Consider the following 19834-nt stretch of genomic DNA (forward strand, 5'->3'; position numbering starts at 1 on the left):
TTTTTTTTGTTATAAGATATGGTTTACATCGTCTTTCTGGGTCTCCTTGGCCTGTCGCCAGCCGGCGATTGCTCATTATTACTCCGGTAGCCGCCCTGGTTACTGCTATTATAATTTCGGGGATTACTGTCCCTATTGCCGCTATTGCGATTATTATTGTTGCCGTATCCAAATGATTTGCGGGGTGGAGGACTTTTCTTAACAAAGTCATCGTTTATTTTCACGCTTAATACCCTATCTGCTATTTGAGTACCATCTAATGCTATCACAGCATTTTCAGCACCCGTACGGTCTTTCATTTCCAGAAATGCGTACCCTTTGCATATTCTTGTTTTTTTATCGCGTACAATTTTAATCGTTTCCACATCGCCATGCGGACCTATCATTTTAACAAGTTCCAGCTCTGTCATTTCCAGAGGAAAGCCGCCTACAAATAATTTGACCATTTATAAATTGAGATTAAAGATGATAGATAACCACCGTACACAAATTTCGTTTGATTTTTTTTAAATAAAGGATGTTTTCCTGTTAAAACCAAAGTTTATTTAATAAATTGCTCTTAACGCGTCACAAATGATATAAAAGGGGCATTTTTGTGCCTTTTGACAGGGTTGCAAGGCATCAATACAAAACAGAGAATGATTGATAAGCATCTTTGATGATCAAACCGGGTTTATCTGCCGCCAATGCGTGTTCAAGGCGTTTGCTGCTAAATATAGCTACCCCCATTTCCGTTTTTACCTGGTATCTTAGTGATAAATTTAACGCACTTGTGTCCCAGTTATAAATATCGGCATAATTATCCGGACGCCCGGTAAATGGCCCATACGTTTTCAAGAAATTATCAAGTATTTTGTACGCATCGGGCATTTTAAAAAAGAGATAAATGTTAACTATCTTATTTTTATAAGTGCGGAAGCCCACCGCATCTAACAGTAAGCTATCTCCCAGCGCTAATAAGCTACTGTCTTTATACTGATAACGCACACAACTATCGGCATCTGGCTTATCATCATTATCTAAATAAGTAAGTTTATAAGATGGTAGCTGACTGATATCTTCACCAAGGGTCAGTCCGTTAATTCCGTTACAGAATTTTAAATATTCAATCGATCCTGGTGTTTTAGATTGGGAAAAGGCCAGCGCCGGCAAAAGGCAGGCAATTGCAATGAGTAACTTTTTTAACACTGCGTTTGATGCTTCATAATATGTTTTCATAATGTGTCAGGGTTTTACGGTAGCAAAACAAGCCGGGTGCCACTGCATCATTATAAATGATTTGCATTAACTTTTATATAATTTTTAAAGTTTTGAGTTTATATAGTTGAAATTATTGCAATAAATTTAATTGAGATAACTTCTAGTGTATAGAAATCAAGCATTAATTTATACGCGTGTCCAATTTAATTAACCAAAGATTAATTATTGCAAATGATGTTTGGGCCAATTCAACTGAAAATATACCAGGTTTAAACAGCGCGACTTTTACAGATTAAAAAACAAAACTAAAACGCATTAGCAATACTTCAAATCCATATATTTGAGAAGATAAACCTGAGATAAGCATGCAATTATCTCAAATGATAGCCTGTTAGTTGACGTTTAATAACTTATTCAAGTATTTGATTTGTGCTTGATAAACATGATGTGGTCGGCTGCATATTATTAAAAACCTTTGCAACAAAAATGAGATACTTCTTCTGCCTGCTTTTTTTATTGATTTGTTTTTCGGCAAATGCGTTAACTGATACTAACACTTTACTTGAGGAATTGAAAAATGAAATAGCAAAGAAAAATGTATACGATGGTGCTAAAGATGTAAGGATCCAAAAGTTAAAAGCATACCAGTCAAAACTATCACAAGCCGATTATGATGCCCGGTTTGATACCTGGGATAAACTTTATACCGAATACAAATCATATCAGTTTGATTCGGCCTATGTTTATGTCGATAAAATGATAACGTTGAGCAAGGCAACGGGAAACAAAAAAAGAGAATATTATAGCTATGTTAAGATGGCTTTCATTCTCCTTTCGTCGGGCATGTTTAACGAAACTTTTGATTACTTACGTAAAGTTGATGTGAAAGCATTGAGCAGCGCCGATAAGGTTGATTATTATTTTTTTTTAGGCAGATGTAATTATGACCTTGCAAAGTATAGTAATGACAAGTATTTCACTCCCGATTATGTTTCTGCAGGCAACAAATATATCGATTCGGCGGTTTCGTTTTGTGGTAATGACCACATCATGCACACGTACCTGCTTGCCTTGCAGGATTACCAAAAAAAGGATTACAAAGAGGGGCGTTTAAGGTTCAGGAAATTGCTGGAACGAGACATGCCGATTTCTATGCATCTACGTGCAATGGTTTCATGCTCGTTAGGAGCAATATGTTTGGAGGATAATGAGCCGGAGGAAGGGTTGAATCTGATGATCAAATCCGCAATTGCCGACGTAAAATCGTCAACTCGCGAAACAGTAGCCCTATTTACCCTTGCCGAACTTTTATATAAACAGGATAATATCAAAGATGCCTACAGCTTTATTCAGCTTGCTAAGGCAGATGCTGATTTTTATGGCGCGCGCCAGCGTAAAATACAAATAGGGGCGATATTACCATTAATAGCGGCTGCCGAACTCAATAACACAGAACATCAAAAAAATCGTTTCCTGATGTTTTTGCTGGTTATTACTGCACTTGCCATACTGGTAGTTTTTTTCCTGGTGATGATAGTTAAACAATTAAAAAAGCTAAAGATCAAAGAGTCAATCATTGAGGGTAAAAATGTACAGCTGAACCATATCAACGGAAAACTAATAGAAGATGCAAAAATTAAGGAGGAATATATCGGGCAGTTTTTTAAAGCTATTTCGGGATATATAGTGAAGCTTGAAAACCTGAAGATTTCCATTGATGCTAAGCTCTCCATGAAAAAGTATGACGCCATTCATACGTTTGTAGATGGTATTGACATAAAAAAAGAAAGGGAAAACCTGTACTATAGCTTTGATCATATCTTTTTAAAGATCTTTCCTAATTTCATAACGGTATTTAACAGTCTCTTTGCCGAAAAGGATCAGATCTGGCCGGAAGAGGATGAAGTATTAAATACCGATCTCCGCATATTCGCACTTATAAGGATGGGTATTGCAGATAATGAAACCATTGCCAAAATATTGGAATATTCTGTCAATACAATTTACGTTTACAAAATGAGGATAAAGGCAAAGTCTTTGAACCCTGATCAGTTTGAGCAACGTATTATGGACATCAAAGCATTTGACTATGATTAGCTTTTTGGGCGAAATATAGCCTTGAAAAATCCGTTATTTTACCAATGATTGCAGTTTTATTGGCATAAAAGTATTATAAAAGCTTAAAAAAGCATTATATTTTTTTGCTGCTGATTTTAAATAAAATTCTGATTGTTAGTATTTTGAGTTTGAAAAACATCGAAAAAGTTTATAAAAATATTAAAATAAGTCATTTTCACCTTTACTAACCGTCGTAAACCTTTTTCTGAGTTTATTTATAATTAAATTGCATTAGAATTTAACCTGTAATAATTGTAAACCATTACGTTTTTAAACAACTGATTATTGTTAACCTTATCCTGTACTAACCTGCTAATCCACTTGGTACCGGATTGTTTTCATTGTATTTGTGCTTATACTTCGGATTATTATCATTGATGATATCTGAATAATACAGGCATGGGTTGTACTGATGTATAAATTCACTATTACGGGTTAAAAACTAAACCCAAACAACAACCAATTCAACTAAATCTCAAGTTTTATGCAAATTAAACATTTACTCAAAGTATGTTTCTTTGCCGTATTTGTCTTTTTGATGGAGCCAGCTATGGCCCAGAATAAGGTAATAACAGGTAAAGTGACCGACAAAAAAGATGGTTCCCCGTTAATAGGGGTATCGGTGGTAACAGCAGTAGGTGCATCAGGTGGGGCCATAAGTGCTACAGATGGCTCATACAAGATCTCTGTTCCCGCAAATGCCACAAGTCTTACGTTTACTTATGTCGGTTTTTTGAATGTAACAGTTCCAATAAACGGACGGACATCTGTTGATGTACAGATGGAAGAAGCCAACCGCGCGCTGAACGAGGTGGTGGTAATAGGTTACGGTACCCAAAAAGTTAAGGATGCAACTGGTTCGGTAGCTACTTTGGGTGCGAAAGATTTTAACAAAGGTGTTATCGCTACTCCGGAGCAATTGCTGCAAGGCCGTATAGCTGGTGTTCAGGTAACGCCATCAAGCGGTGAGCCCGGTGCTGGGGCTACCATTAACATCCGCGGTGCAAGTTCAATCAGGTCTGGTACGAGTCCGCTATACGTTGTGGATGGTGTGCCTCTTGACAATGGCGGCACTTCGGGCGGTTTTGACAGCGGTGCAGGTAGTTCATCTGCCCGTAATCCGCTGGCGTTTATCAACCCTGCCGATATAGAAAATATTTCGGTTTTGAAGGATGCATCTGCTTCGGCTATTTACGGTTCACGTGGTGCCAATGGTGTAATCCTCATCACTACCAAAAAAGGCAGAAAAGGACAAGGCATACAATTTGGCGCAAGCACCAGTATAGCAAATGCCGCCAAAAAGTACGATTTGCTTAACCGGGATGCATTTTTAAAAGGTGTAGCCAGTGTTGGTTCAAACGCTGGTCCGCTTGCCGACGGTGGTATTGACTATGGCGGTAATACCGATTGGCAAAAACAGGTTTTCCGTAGTGCCGTATCACAAAACTATAATTTAGGTTTTGGTGGTGGAAACAATACTGGTAGCTACCGTGCAACACTCGCTTATGACGATCAGCAAGGTATTGTTAAAAGAAGCGAGTTAAAGCGTTTTACAGCCCGTATTAATGCTTCGCAGTCATTTTTTAATCAACGTTTAAAATTTGACCTGCAATCTTTGTTTTCAAATGTAAAAGACAGGTTTGCGCCTATTACCAACAATGCTGGCTTTAATGGTAGTTTGATTGGTGCGATGATCCAAACTAACCCTACTATCCCTGTATTTGATTCAGAAGGCCGGTATTATAACATTAACGGTTATGAAAATGGTTTCCCTAAAGGCAACAGTTTCAGAAACCCGGTTTCAATGCTTAACCAGATAGATGATACTGATAATATCAACCGGTATCTGAACAACTTAACCATGACCTTAAAGTTAGTTGAAGGCCTATCATACAAAGGCAACTTTGGTGCAGATATATCAAGGGGACAGCGGGAAACTTATTACGATTCAAAAATTGTTGGCTATACTGATGAAGCTAATATTGGCGATTTCAAAGTGCCTTCTGCAACCGGGAACGGCCGCGGTATCCTGATTCACAACAAGCTTACCAATTTAACTACAGAGCATACCCTGAATTATGATAAAAAGTGGAGTAATAACAGCGCATTAACAGCCTTGCTGGGTTATTCATACCAAACGTTTAAAAACTTTAACAGGGGCAACCTTGCCTGGGGTACACCAACCGCCGGTGAATTTTTACATGATTTCAATCAGTTTAAAAATCATATGCCTCATGATTTTAGTAACCGTAACGGTTTGGATAGCAGTAGTTACACACTTCAATCATATTTTGTACGTGCTCAATATACTTATAAAGACAGGTACATCATCACCGGTACTGTAAGGCGCGATGGTTCGTCCCGTTTCGGTGATAATCATCACTACGCTAATTTCCCTGCTGCTGCGTTTAAATGGCGCATAAGCCAGGAAAGTTTTGGTCCTAAAGGTGTATTTGATGATTTAAGCCTTCGTTTAAACTGGGGTAAAACAGGTAACCAGGATTTCCCTTCATACGCGTCAAAAAGGCTTAGGCAAACAAATTATGCAGGTACAGCAAATTCGCAGTTGAATGCCGAAAATCCTGATTTGAAATGGGAAACACAAACAGCTTATGGAGCCGGTATCGATTTCTCCCTGTTTAGAGGACGTTTAACCGGTACATTGGATTACTATAACAAATCGCAAACTGATATCTTATTTTACCAGGATTTAGCACAACCGGCCCCTTTTCCAAGAATATGGATCAACCTGCCAGGTCAGGTAGTAAATAAAGGTATCGAGTTAGGCTTAAATTTTGCGGCCATAGATCACAAGGATTTTAGCTGGGATATATCATATAACATGACCACCATTAATAACCGCGTAAAAAACTTTGGCAGCCGTAACATTATTACTGGTAATATTGATGGTCAGGGTTTATCAGGTGCTTATGCTCAGTTTATTGGCGATGGCTACCCGCTTTACTCATTCAACGTACCTAAATATTCAGGTCTTGACGCCAACGGTTTTGGTATCTATCCGCAAGGTATTGACGTGGCCACGCCTCAGGGAAGCCCGCTGCCAACCTTTGTGGCAAGCTTAACCAACAGCTTCAGTTACAAAAATTTTAGCTTAAGCTTTTTGTTAAACGGAGCAACCGGCTTTTATATATACAATAACACAGCCAACGCATTTTTCTATAAAGGTAACCTGGTTAGCGGTCGTAACGTAACCAAGGCAGTAGCCGAAACAAACGAAAATCCGCTTAACTCTGGCGAGGTGTCAACCCGCTTCCTTGAAAAAGGCGATTTCATGCGTTTAAGCAACGCTACGTTAGGTTATACCGTACCATTAAAAGGTAAAACAATTAAAACTTTGCGGGTATCATTAACAGGTCAAAACTTATTCCTGATCACAGGCTACAGTGGTCTTGACCCTGAAGTGAATACCAACAAAGAGCGTAACGGTGTCCCTTCACGTGGTATCGATTATACACCTTATCCAAGTGCACGCACATTTACATTAGGTTTAAATGCAGGTTTTTAAAAATATTAACATGAAAAGAAGAGCATCAATAGCCGCGATAAGTGGGATAATTCTGTTAACCGCTGCAGGCTGTGCAAAATTAAAAGAAACTCCTTATGGCTCCGTATCCGTGGATAACGGAGGAGCTTCATCACCATCAGATTTGAATGGTGTATATTCTCAACTATTTGGTCAAACAGATCAGGCCAATACTTATGCCCTGCAAGAGCATCCTACCGACGAAATGATGGGCCCAACCCGCGGTACAGACTGGGGCGATTTTGGTACATGGCGTAAACTCCACACGCATACCTGGACGCCATCACACAACCAGGTAAGTGATACCTGGGACCAATTGAATATTGGCGTATACCGGGCAAGCCAGGTTATACAAAGGGCTACAGATAACAAGATCAAGGCTGAAGCCAGCTTTTTACGTGCTTATTTTATGTTCCAGGTTGTTGATTTATATGGCCAGGCACCATACCGCGATCCGGAAGCACCAAATTCAGCAACGCCGATTGTTTATAACAGGCCTGATGCTACGGCTTTTATTATCAAAGACCTTGAATTTGCTGAGGCTAACCTTACCACATCAGCCAATATTGGTATTGCAAGCAAAGCGGCGGCTCAGGCACTGCTTGCTAAAATATACCTGAACAAAGCTGTTTATACAGCTACTACCGTTGGCGGTCCGTTTACATTTGCCAAGGCCGATATGGATAAGGTTATTGAATATGCCAATAAGGTTACAGCAGCAGGGTACACCCTGGAGCCTGCCGGGAAATATTTCCAGGACTTTGCATGGGATAACAGCCAACAGTCGCATGAAAATATTTTTGGTATCTATAACACACCAACAAATGTTCCGGCATCATCAAAAAATCGCTGGAAAATGGGCTTACACTACAACCAGACACCTGATGGATGGAATGGCTTTACTACTTTGGCCGATTTCTATAAATCATTTGAGCCTACAGACGAACGCAGGGGTGTAGATTACCCGGGCTTAACTGATAAAGTTGGCTTACGTGCCGGTTTTGCAGTTGGGCAACAATATGGCCCGGGCCATGTAGCTTTGAAACAAAGAGGGGGCCAGCCACTGGTGTTTACCGAAGCTGTTAACCTGAATTATTCAACAGAAGCACAGGGTATCAGGGTATTTAAATACTTCCCTCATCCAAATGCCGATGGAACTGTGACTGACTCTGGCGAAGACAATGACTACGTGATCTTGCGCTATGCCGACGTAGTGCTTGAAAAAGCAGAGGCTATTTTACGCGGTGGTACTGATCCAATGGGGCAAACGGCTTTACAGCTTGTTAACTCTATCCGTGTACCTCGCGGCGCAACTGCTGCTACTACAGTTGATTTAACCGTTATGCTTGCCGAAAGAGGGCGTGAGCTTTATTGGGAAGGCTGGAGAAGGAATGATCAGATCCGTTTTGAGAAATTTAATGATCCGGTTGATCAGCGCCCTGCAAAAACAGATAAAACCAAAACTATTTATCCAATTCCTCAGCGCGCGGTTGATACCAATCCTAACCTTAAACAAAACCCAGGTTATTAATATTTGAGATTTATTTGATTGAAAGGAACGTAGCGGAAAACTCCGCTACGTTTGTTTTTACCTGATTTATATGCTTCCAAAACTACCCCTGATCGCTTTTTTTACCGCTATCACTATATTATTTTCATGCAATAATAGTAGCAAGCAAACCTTGTTTACCTTGCAGGATAATGAGGCTACAGGTATCAATTTTATCAATCAATTGAATGATCGGGACCGTACCAATGCGTTCACCTATCGTAATTATTATAACGGTGGCGGCGTGGCAATTGGTGACGTTAATAATGATGGCCTTAATGATGTTTACCTAACATCAAACATGGGGGGCAACCAGCTTTATATCAATAAAGGAAACTGGAAATTTGAAAATATAACAGACAGGGCAGGGGTTAAAGGCACTAAATACTGGAGCACTGGTGCCACCATGGTTGATATTAATGGCGATGGATGGCTGGATATTTATGTTTGCCATAGCGGTAATGCCCGCGGTAATGAAAAGGGCAATGAATTATTTATTAATCAGCATGATGGTACCTTTAAGGAAGAAGCTGAAAAGTATGGCCTGGTAGATAATGGTTTATCTACCCAGGCCATTTTTTTTGACTATGATAATGACGGTGATCTGGATTGCTTTGTATTAAATAACTCTTTCAGGCCGATAGAATCTTTTGATTTTAGTAAAAATTTACGTGCTGTTGTAGACGAATTGGGCGGCGCACGCTTGTATCGCAATGACGGTGGTCATTTTACTAACGTAACTAAAGAAGCGGGTATATATTCAAGTGATATCGGTTTTGGCTTAGGCGTTTCTGTGGCCGATATTAACCAGGACGGATACCCAGATCTTTATGTATCCAATGATTTTTTTGAACGCGATTATCTTTATATTAATCAAAAAAACGGAACATTTAAAGAGGATGTACAAAATGAAATGGGGCACCTGAGCCTGGCATCTATGGGGTCGGACATAGCAGATATTAACAACGACGGACAATATGATATTTTTACCACCGAGATGCTGCCCGAAGGGGATAAGCGCGTAAAACAGATAACCTCATTTGAATCATACGACGTGATTAAGGCTAAGCAGCGCGATGGCTATTATAATCAGTATATGCAAAACTGCCTTCAGGTACGTAATACCGACGGTACCTTTTCTGAAACTGCATTTTATTCGGGCATAGCCGCAACTGACTGGAGTTGGGGGGCATTGATGTTTGATATGGATAATGACGGGTGGAAGGATATTTTTGTATCAAACGGAATTTATAAAGACCTCACCGATCAGGATTATATCGAGTTTTTAGGTAACCGCGATAACATGGCCAAAATAGCCGAAGGCAGAAAGAAATTTGATTATAAGGATTTTACCGATAAGATGGCTTCAAATCCGGTGTCAAACTATGCCTACCTAAATAACCACAACCTAACATTTACTAATAAATCCATTGATTTTGGATTGGATAAGCCCGGGTTTAGCAATGGATCTGCTTATGCAGATTTAGACAATGACGGTGATAATGACCTTATTGTAAATAACGAAAATTCGCCGGTATCAATTTTTAAAAGCAATGCCGAAAAAAATGGCAATCATTATATTCAGCTAAAGTTAAAAGGTGCAGGGCAAAATACTTTTGGGGTAGGCACTACGATAAAAGTATTTACGAAAGGCAGTTCAATGATTTATTATAACCAGCCTACACGTGGTTTTCAAAGCTGTACATCGCCCAATTTACTTACCATTGGTACAGGTAAAAACAAATTGATTGATTCGGTACAGGTGATATGGCCGGGTAATGCCTATCAACTGCTTAAAAATGTAAATGCAGATAAAGTTTACGTTGTAAAGCAGGCTGATGCCAATTTGAAGTACAACTGGGCAAAGCCTGTTGTTAAAACATTATTTAAGGATATCACACAATCAGTATTTGACAGTATCCCAAAACACAGGGAGGATGATTTTATAGATTTTGATAACGAACGCCTCATGCTCCAAATGTTATCGACAGAAAACCCGTACATGGCAACTGCTGATGTTAATGGTGACGGGCTTCAGGATTTTTATTTTGGTAGTTCAAAAAATGGTTTCGCCGCTATCTATATTCAACAAAAAGACGGGCGGTTTAAACAAACCATTCCCGATGATCTTAAAAAGCAGGAATACCTCGAAAACGCGGGCGCTGTGTTTGGCGATTTTGACGGAGATGGCGATCAGGACCTGATAATAGGAGTGGGTGGTAATGCTGATGAGGCCGAAACCCCGGTTTATAACCCACGTTTTTTTGAAAATGACGGCAAAGGGAATTTTCACAGGGACGCTGATAGGACATTGCATGCCGCTGTTAACGCCTCGGTAATTGTTTCGGCCGATTATGATAATGATGGCAAGCCCGATCTATTTGTTGGGGGGCGGAGTGTTCCCGGGCTTTACGGTTGTTCGCCTCAATCATTTGTTTTTCATAACGATGGCGACGGGCATTTTACCGACGTTTCAAAAGCCGTATTAGGCTCTGATACAAAACTTGGTATGATAACCGCTGCAAAATGGGCCGATATTGATAAAAATGGCTCACCCGATTTGATAGTTGCCGGGAACTGGATGGGGATCAGGATTTTTAAAAACAATAAAGGGAAGTTTATTGAAGATAAGCAGCTGGCTAATTATAAGGGTTGGTGGAGTAGTATTGAAATTGCTGATGTGGATGGCGACGGTACCCTCGATATTGTCGGCGGCAATATTGGCCTCAATTCAAAATTCAGGGCATCATTTGAACAGCCAATGGAGGTTCATATAAAAGACTTTGATAATAATGGTACCAAAGAGTGTGTAACTTCCATGTATAAAAGCGATGGTGTAAACTATGTTTTTCATATGAAGCCCGATTTAGTTGGCCAGATGCCAATTTTGAAAAAGCGCTTTTTGCGATATGCAGATTACGCAGGCAAACCGTTTACTGAGGTATTTACCGCCGATATGCTTGAAGGCGCCGAAACTCACCAGATGAATTTTCTTGCTTCGGCCGTATTTTTGAATAAAGGCGGTAAGTTTATCTGCAAGCCGCTACCTGCCGATGCTCAGCTATCCATGATAAACACCATTTTGTGTGCCGATCTTGATAAAACAGGCGTTAAAAAGATCATTTTAGGAGGTAACTTTTATGGGTTTAAACCCGAAGTTGGCCGGCTGGATGCCAATCGCGGCTTGGTATATCAATACACGGAAAATGGGTTTACTTATTTTCCTGCTGCAAAAACGGGGCTCAATTTAAATGGGCAGGTACGCTCGTCGGTAGCTATCAAGAATGCTGCAGGTAAGGAATATTTCCTTTTTGGCATTAATGACGAACCGCTTAAAGCTTATGAACTACGTTAACACCAATTAAATGCTGTTTAACAAATATACTTTCCAATATTTCTTTATCCTGTTTTGCATTGGTGGGGCCTTGTTTTCCTGTAAGCCTAAAAGGCTTGGGGAAGGTACATTTAAACTACTTAAGGCCAGCGAAACAGGGGTTACTTTTGTAAATAAGAACATTGTTTCTGATTCGGTCAATATTTTAGATTACCTGTACTTTTACAACGGGGCAGGAGTAGCTGCAGCCGATTTTAACAATGATGGCCTGCCCGATCTTTATTTTGTATCTAACCAAGGCCCCAATAAACTTTACCTTAACAAAGGCGGGATGAAGTTTGAAGATATCACCGATAAAGCAGGCGTTGCCGGGGCTGGAAGTTGGAAAACTGGTGTAACTGTAGTTGATGTTAATGGTGATGGCTTTAAGGATATCTACGTAAGCGTAGTATCGGGTTATAAAACTTTTAAGGGAAAAAATCAGCTTTATATTAATAACGGAAATTTAACTTTTACCGAAAGTGCCGCCAAATACGGGTTGGATTTTGCGGGGCTTTCAACCCAGGCTTCTTTTTTTGATTATGATAAAGACGGCGATCTGGATATGTTCCTGCTTACTTCATCAGTTCATAGTAATGATACATACGGCGACTCAACCCAACGGTTTAAATACAGTCATGATGCAGGCGATCATCTTTTCAGAAATGACAATGGTCATTTTACAGATGTAACTGCCGGTTCCGGTATTTATTCGGCACCAATTGGTTATGGTTTGGGGGTAAGTGTAGGTGATTTAAATAACGACGGCTGGGATGATATTTATGTAAGTAACGACTTTTTTGAGCAGGATTATTATTACATCAACCAGCGTAACGGTACTTTTAAGGAACAATTGAAAAGCGCCTTCGGGCATACCAGCTTGTTTTCGATGGGTAACACAATTAGTGACATCAACAAAGATGGTCACTTAGATGTACTCAGTACAGATATGCTCCCCGAAGAAATGAAAGTGCTTCGTTCAACCATAAACGATGAACCGCTGGATATTTATAATCAGGAGGTTAGTGCGGGATACTACTATCAATACTCAAAAAATTGCCTGCAGTTAAATGTAGGTAATGGCAATAAGTTTGTCGACATCAGTTTATACAGCGGGGTTTCTGCCACAGATTGGACGTGGTCGCCCCTGGTGCAGGATTTTGATATGGACGGGAAGAAAGACATGTTTTTCTCCAACGGCATCAAACGACGCCTTAATGATATGGACTACCTGAAATACCTTGGTGACCCCATGGTAATGCAGGCTTATAAAGAAAATCGTGTTTTTGATAAGGAAAAGATCAATAAAATGCCCGAAGGCGGCGTGCATAATTATTTTTATCATGGTGATGATAAACTTAAATTCACCGACGAGTCTTTGGCCAATGATATGCAGCAACCCTCAATATCTGCTGGCTCAGTAGCGGTTGACCTGGATAATGACGGTGATCTGGATATTGTGACCAATAATATGGATGAACCGGCATACATCTACAACAATACTACGGTACAAGGCCAAAAAGAAAGCAAGCCTAACTATCTCAAGTATGCTGTGAAATATAACCTCCTGAACCGCGATGGCATCGGTACCAAATTTTTCCTCAAATCAAAAGACCATATCGATCACCAGGAAATACAAACCAGTAATGCATACGAGAGTAACTTGAACAATGAGTTGCTTTTTACTTTTGCTCCCGGCGATAAGCCAGAGTCACTGCTGGTTGTATGGCCGAATAATAGCTATCAGGTTATTGAAGATTTTAAGCCTGGGCAAAAGGTTACTTTAAAATATAACCCTCAAACAGCTGATAACCGTAAACCTGTAACCGAAGTAATAGATGCATACATCAGCAACAGAAAGCAGTTTAACTACAAGCCCATACAATCAAAACTTTTAGCTACGGTTAAAACATTTGATACTCCGGATTTTAATTACTATTCACTTTTACCGCATACCTATTTACAGCATACGCCTGCAGTAGCGGTAGCTGATATCAATAACGACGGCATTGATGATATTTATATAGGCGGTATTGCCGACGAGGAAAAGTACATACTTGCCGGCGATAAATCAGGAGGCTTTACCAAGGTAAAAGTGCCATTATTTGATCAGTATAAAAACACGGCCGATGAACAAGCAACATGGGCAGATGTAAATGGCGATGGCCGGCCAGATTTGATCGTGATAAGCGCAAATCACCCTTTCCTGGAAACAGATAAATTTGTTCAGCCCAGGTTATATCTTAATAAAGGCAATTTTCAATTTGAATATCAGGCATTACCCAATCTTAATTACCAGGCATCAAAAATTACTTTGTTTGATTTTAATGGCGATGGTTTAAATGATATTTTATTTACAAGCAACGTTTCATTCAAAGACTATACCGCTGTTGTACCATCATCGGTATTGATAAACAAAGGCAACGGGAAATTTGAAATAAGTAGCGATAGGGCTTATGACGAGATCACCAAACTTCAATACGTTACCAGCATAACAACAACAGATATTGATCATAACGGCAAGCCCGACCTGCTGATTACAGCCGAATGGCAGCCGGTTTATATATTTTTAAACGAGGGCAAAAGGCTGAAGCGGTTTTCATCACCGGTTTTGGATAACGAAAAAGGCTGGTGGCAGTCGGCCATAATTACAGATGTTAATGGTGATGGAAAAGCCGATTTGATAGCTGGCAACTGGGGACTAAATAATAAATATAACGTTAATACAGATCAGCCTCTGTTTGGTTATAATGCAGATTTAGATAAAGACGGGAAAAACGACCTTGTTTTGTCATACTTTTATAAAGGCCTGTATTATCCGTTCCGCCCTAAAAACGATCTGGAACAGGAACTTCCGTACCTGAAAAAGGAATGGCTCAGCTATCAAAAAATGGCAGACAAAACAACGTCCGAAATTTTTAAAGATAAGCTGGATGATAATAATCGTTTAAGTGCCGGCCAGTTCAGCAGTGTTTTTGTGAGTGACGTTTTACATGCTACTTCAATTACAACGCTGCCTTATCTGTACCAGCAGGCCCCGATGAAATCGATGTTAAAAGAGGATACCGGGGATATATTGCTAAATGGAAACTTTTGGGGCGTAGTTCCTTATGAAGGTAAGTATGATGCACTTGGATTAGTGAGCCTGCACTACAACAAACAACTGCAGAAATTTGATGAGCCTGCCTACCTTTTGAATAATGCCATTAACCACCAGGAAATCACCTATCTTACAGCTATTAAAACTCCCAATGATAAAAATGCTTATCTGGCGGTTACTTATGACGGCCGATTGATGTTACTAAGCCAATAAGCTCCCGGTTACAATATAGGATAGTATATTTTTGTGACCCATTTTGAAGTATCCTTTTCTGCTGATCTATCTGTTATCAATGATTCAAACGGCATAGCCGGCGACACCAGACGGTGGTCCTTCATGTAAATTTTAAGCAGCGACAACGCATCATTAATGGTATTTTGTCCGCCCTTTACATCCATTACCAGGAGGTTGGCACCCTTGGGCATTTTATTTATTATAGTATTCGCCCCGGTAGATATGGTGTTGCTAATAGGTAACGCTATGGTCACCTGGTATTCATGCTCATCTGTTTTGGTAACATTAAGCATCGGGAAACTGGTTGGTTTAACGCCCTTTTTATCTGCCTGTTGTTTTAAATCATCTACTATATGGTAAATCTCATTTATAGTTGGGTGATCTTTACGGGTTTTCGAATACGTTAGCAACACGGTGTCTTTTACATGGTTAAGATATATTTTATAACCGTAAGTGTTGCGTTCATCCTGTAAAAAGCCTTTTAAATGTGTTAAAACATCATTTATCTGTTGCTTGATAGCGGCTCTCCTAAAGTAATTTTTAAAATTGGTGAAAATGTTATTTGACCCGCTTCCCTCAGCGTTCCATTTAACGGTAACCGCACCTTCCTGGGTGGCAAAGAAAGTGATATTGCTTTTTAAGATAACGTCATCGTTCTTAAGGTTGAAATACACCGTGCTGTTAGTTGTTTTGTTTACATCGATCTCTAACGACTTAAACTTATACAAACTATCATTTGCCACAGCTCCGGGCCACCACGTTTTCCAGTTATTTTCATGAACCAAAAATTTTGCAGTAATAACGTCGGATGCGTCAATTGATATTTCTTCTTCAATATCAATTTTTGAAGGTATAAAAATGCAGACAGCTGCCAAGGCTATAACAATAAGCCCGGTCAGGATCAGAAATATTCTTTTCATTCGGTTTATAAAAGCTCCTATATCAAAGTTGTTAAATTTAACAACTTTGATCAATTACCATGTGCTTAATGCGTAAATAAACAGAATCAGAAAAGCTCTTTTTTTGCTTAAAAAACTCACCTAAATATGCGGTAGCATTATAAAAAAAGCCTATATTGGCTGTTAAGCAATTAAAAAATCAACAGATTTTACCCGTATAAATCTGCCCGGTTTTAACCTATTTTATAATTTATGAGATCCTTTTTATTTTGCCTTGCCGCGGTATTATTTTTATTTACATCCTGTAAAAAGCCCGATTATGAAAAAGTGATTCACGATCCCGAACTTTATCGCCAAACAGTAAAAAAACTCAACGATATTGTGCTGGAAAATAATTTTCCGCCGGTAACTGCTTCTCGTAATTACGTATACGCAAACATAGCCGCATATGAAGTTATTGCTTCTGGCGATTCAGGTCATTTTAAATCATTAGCCGGTCAGATCAAGCATTTACCTGTTGTACCTAAAGCATCAAAAGACACCGCTGTTGATTATCAGTTTGCTTCCCTGCTTGCCTTTTGCACAGTTGGCAACGCTGTTACTTTTCCCGAAGGTAGTATGGATCAATATGTAGACGAACTTAAAAAGAAGGCTAAAGATGCTGGTATGCCGTCGGCATTGTTTGAAGGCTCAGTAAATTACGCCAATAAGATAGCTAAGTTTATATTGAAGTGGAGCAAAGGCGACCATTATGCGCAAACCCGTTCGGCAAGTAAATATACAGTAAAACAACAGGATGGCCGTTGGATCCCCACGCCGCCGATGTATGCCCAGGCATTGGAGGCACATTGGGGCGAGATCAGGCCCATGGTGCTTGATTCAACGTCTCAATTTATCCCGCCCGATCCTCCGGCTTTTAATGTTAAAGATCATAACAGCCCCTTTTACAAACAAGCGCTTGAAGTAAAACAAATAGTTGATAGTCTCACTAAAGAAGAAAAACACCAGGCCGATTTTTGGGATGATAATGCATTTAAACTTAATGTGGTAGGCCATGCATCATTTGCAACCAAGAAGTTTTCGCCGGGAGGACATTGGATGAATATTACAGCTATAGGCACGCGAGGTAAAAGGTTTGATTTCGGGACCACTGTAAGCGTTTACACGCAAACAGCAATTGCTTTGTTTGATGGCTTCATCAATTGCTGGTACCTTAAATACCGCTCAAACTACGTAAGACCTGAAACTGTAATTACCAAATACATTGACGCCGACTGGCGTCCATATATTCAAACACCGCCGTTCCCCGAATATAGCAGCGGACATGCTGTGATTTCTTCAGCTGCGGCCGAGGTGCTCACAGATCGGATAGGTGATAATTTTGCGTACACAGATTCATCAGAAATGGAGTTTGGGATTGATCCGCTTTCATTTAAATCATTCCGCGAAGCCGCGAAATCGGCGTCCATGTCGCGGGTAATGGGAGGTATCCATTTCAAAAACGCGTGTATTATAGGCACTAAGCAAGGTGCAGAAATAGGGGATCTGGTTGTTAAAAAGTTACAACTAAAGGTTAAGTAGTATTTTAATTGTATGATTTAAATTATTGATTTTGAATAAGATATTTAAACTTAGTTTGTTTTCTGCTTTGCTGATACCTATTGTGTCGGTGGCACAGAATGTTGATCCCTGGAAAATCAAGGCCGATAAGATCGATCCGGCTAATTATTACGGAATTACCGTAGCTAACGGGATGATCGGTATAGTATCTGCGCCCGAGCCATTTAAAGTTAAAAACGTTGTACTTGCAGGTGCTTATGATCTGTACGGCCGCGGGAGGGTGAGCAATTTTTTGAATAGCTTTAACCTGCTTAACATGTACCTGGAAATTGACGGTAAACGCATTGATGCCAAAAATATCAGCAATTTTAAACAGGAACTGGATATGCAGCATGCTGCATTTACCACCACATTTGATTATGCCGATAAAGCAACCATAAAATATACCTACTATTCTTTAAGGCAATTGCCTTTTACAGTTTTGATGGATGTTTCAGTGAAAGCAAAACAAGCTATCAACATTACATCTGCCAGTGTAATGGAAGCGCCAGACGCACTGAAGGATGTACAAAACTATTATAACGAAATAGACCGGCCGCATGTAACCATAAGCTTACTTACATCAACCGCAAAAAGCCCTACAGGTAAAATGCAGTTATGCGCTTCCACGTCGTTTTTATTTAATGAGCCGCACGGTCAGGAACCGCGCATTATTCATGAGATGTGGGATAATAATATGCACCTCATGAAATTCAGCAAGGCAATTGCTGCCCAACAAACTTATAACTACGCGGTAACGGGTTCATCTATAACGTCGGCCCATCACGCAGATCCGCTCAATGAAGCCGAACGCCTCACCATTTTTGCTAAGTTGGAAGGGCGGGACAGACTGGTCAAGTTTCATAACAAAGCCTGGGATGACCTTTGGACAAGCGATATCCAAATAGAAGGTGACGATCAGTCGCAGCAGGATATCCATAGCATGTTATATCATCTGTACTCGTTCTCGAGGGCGGGCACCGCTTATTCTCCATCGCCTATGGGGCTTTCGGGGTTGGGCTATAACGGCCATGTTTTTTGGGATTGCGATGTTTGGATGTATCCCGCCATGTTGGTTTTACATCCTGAAATTGCAAAATCAATGGTTGAATACCGCTTTGAAAGATTGGATGCCGCTCGTAAAAATGCGTTTTCGCATGGATATAAAGGAGCCATGTTTCCCTGGGAAAGTGCAGACAGTGGGGTAGAGGAAACACCTGTTTGGGCGCTGAGCGGTCCGTTTGAGCACCATATAACAGCTTGCGTAGCGCTCGCCGCCTGGAATTACTATTGCGTAACACAGGATAAACAATGGCTAAAAGAAAAAGGCTGGCCGATACTTTCGGCCACTGCTGATTTTTGGGCAAGCCGGGTTGAACGTAATGGGGCCGGTCATTACGATATTAGAAACGTTGTGGCTGCCGATGAGTGGGCTGAGAATATTGATAATAATGCTTTTACAAATGCGGCGGCTAAGGCCAATTTGTTAAACGCAACGGCCGCTGCAAAGATCCTGGGTGAAAAGGCCGACGCAGACTGGGTAAACGTTGCTCAGAATATTCCGATCCTGAAGCTGGAAAACGGCGTAACCCGCGAACATGCCTCCTACAATGGCGAAGGTATTAAACAGGCCGATGTTAATTTGCTGGCTTACCCGCTCAAAACTATTACAGATCCGGCACAGATAAAAAAAGATCTGGAATATTATGAAACCCGTGTTCCTAATGAAGGTACCCCTGCGATGACCCAGGCTGTTTTTGCTTTGTTATATTCGCGATTAGGCAATGGCGATAAGGCATTGCACTTTTTTAAAGACGCTTACGAACCCAATCTCGATCCACCATTTAGGGTAATTGCTGAAACAAAGGGTGGTACTAATCCATATTTTGCAACCGGGGCCGGAGGAATTATTCAAAGCCTGCTAATGGGTTTTGGCGGTTTAGATATCACACCGGCAGGCATTACACAGGTTAAAAGTAAACTGCCTGCCAACTGGAAATTATTAAAGATTACAGGTGTAGGGATGAATAAGGCAACTTATACAATAAAGTAAATAATCATATATAAATATGCCATTGCGAGCGCAGCAATTTCGTAGCCAATGCATGTCCTATCTGTATAGCCACGAAATTGCTTCGTCGTTCCTACCCACAATAGTTAAAGGCTTACGAAGTTCTCGAAACTTCGTAAGCCTGGATTCTGCAACACGCTTTCCCAA

At 40.3% G+C, this 19834-nt stretch carries 10 protein-coding genes; 7 read left to right on the top strand and 3 right to left on the bottom strand.

Annotation, left to right across the window (positions count from 1 at the left end; genetic code table 11):
- Window positions 1-23: 23 nt before the first annotated feature.
- Window positions 24-446, bottom strand: a complete 423-nt coding sequence (locus MTO98_RS14820) for an RNA-binding protein (RefSeq protein WP_243487395.1) — start codon at window positions 444-446, stop codon at window positions 24-26.
- Window positions 447-621: 175 nt separating this feature from the next.
- The gene (locus MTO98_RS14825; protein WP_243487397.1) at window positions 622-1218 is read right to left on the bottom strand and encodes a hypothetical protein; all 597 of its coding nucleotides are present in this window, start codon (window positions 1216-1218) and stop codon (window positions 622-624) included.
- 468 nt (window positions 1219-1686) lie between these two features.
- Here MTO98_RS14825 and MTO98_RS14830 point away from each other — a divergent pair, with 468 nt between their 5' ends.
- The 5 genes from MTO98_RS14830 to MTO98_RS14850 all read left to right on the top strand — a co-directional run bounded on the left by MTO98_RS14830 (window position 1687) and on the right by MTO98_RS14850 (window position 15097).
- A complete protein-coding gene (locus tag MTO98_RS14830; RefSeq protein ID WP_243487398.1) occupies window positions 1687-3297 on the top strand; it encodes a DUF6377 domain-containing protein in 1611 nt (536 codons plus the stop codon).
- A gap of 505 nt (window positions 3298-3802) precedes the next feature.
- The gene (locus tag MTO98_RS14835; protein WP_243487403.1) at window positions 3803-6844 is read left to right on the top strand and encodes a SusC/RagA family TonB-linked outer membrane protein; all 3042 of its coding nucleotides are present in this window, start codon (window positions 3803-3805) and stop codon (window positions 6842-6844) included.
- Between the two features lie 10 nt (window positions 6845-6854).
- Window positions 6855-8393: a RagB/SusD family nutrient uptake outer membrane protein gene (locus MTO98_RS14840; RefSeq protein ID WP_243487405.1), complete on the top strand. Its 1539-nt coding sequence runs from the start codon at window positions 6855-6857 to the stop codon at window positions 8391-8393.
- Window positions 8394-8463: 70 nt separating this feature from the next.
- Window positions 8464-11766, top strand: a complete 3303-nt coding sequence (locus MTO98_RS14845; protein WP_243487406.1) for a VCBS repeat-containing protein — start codon at window positions 8464-8466, stop codon at window positions 11764-11766.
- A 10-nt stretch (window positions 11767-11776) separates the two neighbouring features.
- The gene (locus tag MTO98_RS14850; protein ID WP_243487407.1) at window positions 11777-15097 is read left to right on the top strand and encodes a VCBS repeat-containing protein; all 3321 of its coding nucleotides are present in this window, start codon (window positions 11777-11779) and stop codon (window positions 15095-15097) included.
- 8 nt (window positions 15098-15105) lie between these two features.
- Here MTO98_RS14850 and MTO98_RS14855 read toward each other — a convergent pair whose 3' ends face one another.
- Entirely contained in the window at window positions 15106-16038 is a 933-nt protein-coding gene (locus MTO98_RS14855; RefSeq protein ID WP_243487408.1) for a hypothetical protein, read from the bottom strand.
- Between the two features lie 231 nt (window positions 16039-16269).
- On the opposite strand from MTO98_RS14855, the gene MTO98_RS14860 reads away from it, so the two are divergent.
- Window positions 16270-17598 carry a vanadium-dependent haloperoxidase gene (locus MTO98_RS14860; RefSeq protein WP_243487409.1) on the top strand — a complete coding sequence of 443 codons (1329 nt, stop codon included), beginning with the start codon at window positions 16270-16272 and terminating at the stop codon, window positions 17596-17598.
- Window positions 17599-17629: 31 nt separating this feature from the next.
- Window positions 17630-19669, top strand: a complete 2040-nt coding sequence (locus tag MTO98_RS14865) for a glycoside hydrolase family 65 protein (RefSeq protein WP_243487410.1) — start codon at window positions 17630-17632, stop codon at window positions 19667-19669.
- The last annotated feature ends 165 nt before the right edge of the window (window positions 19670-19834 follow it).

Source organism: Mucilaginibacter sp. SMC90, assembly GCF_022811725.1.
Classification (GTDB): Bacteria; Bacteroidota; Bacteroidia; order Sphingobacteriales; family Sphingobacteriaceae; genus Mucilaginibacter.

Coding starts and splice junctions, on each gene's coding strand:
- MTO98_RS14825 (WP_243487397.1), bottom strand. CDS start 1,218: ATGAAAACATATTATGAAGCATCAAACGCAGTGTTAAAAAAGTTACTC.
- MTO98_RS14820 (WP_243487395.1), bottom strand. CDS start 446: ATGGTCAAATTATTTGTAGGCGGCTTTCCTCTGGAAATGACAGAGCTG.
- MTO98_RS14850 (WP_243487407.1), top strand. CDS start 11,777: ATGCTGTTTAACAAATATACTTTCCAATATTTCTTTATCCTGTTTTGC.
- MTO98_RS14830 (WP_243487398.1), top strand. CDS start 1,687: ATGAGATACTTCTTCTGCCTGCTTTTTTTATTGATTTGTTTTTCGGCA.
- MTO98_RS14855 (WP_243487408.1), bottom strand. CDS start 16,038: ATGAAAAGAATATTTCTGATCCTGACCGGGCTTATTGTTATAGCCTTG.
- MTO98_RS14845 (WP_243487406.1), top strand. CDS start 8,464: ATGCTTCCAAAACTACCCCTGATCGCTTTTTTTACCGCTATCACTATA.
- MTO98_RS14840 (WP_243487405.1), top strand. CDS start 6,855: ATGAAAAGAAGAGCATCAATAGCCGCGATAAGTGGGATAATTCTGTTA.
- MTO98_RS14860 (WP_243487409.1), top strand. CDS start 16,270: ATGAGATCCTTTTTATTTTGCCTTGCCGCGGTATTATTTTTATTTACA.
- MTO98_RS14835 (WP_243487403.1), top strand. CDS start 3,803: ATGCAAATTAAACATTTACTCAAAGTATGTTTCTTTGCCGTATTTGTC.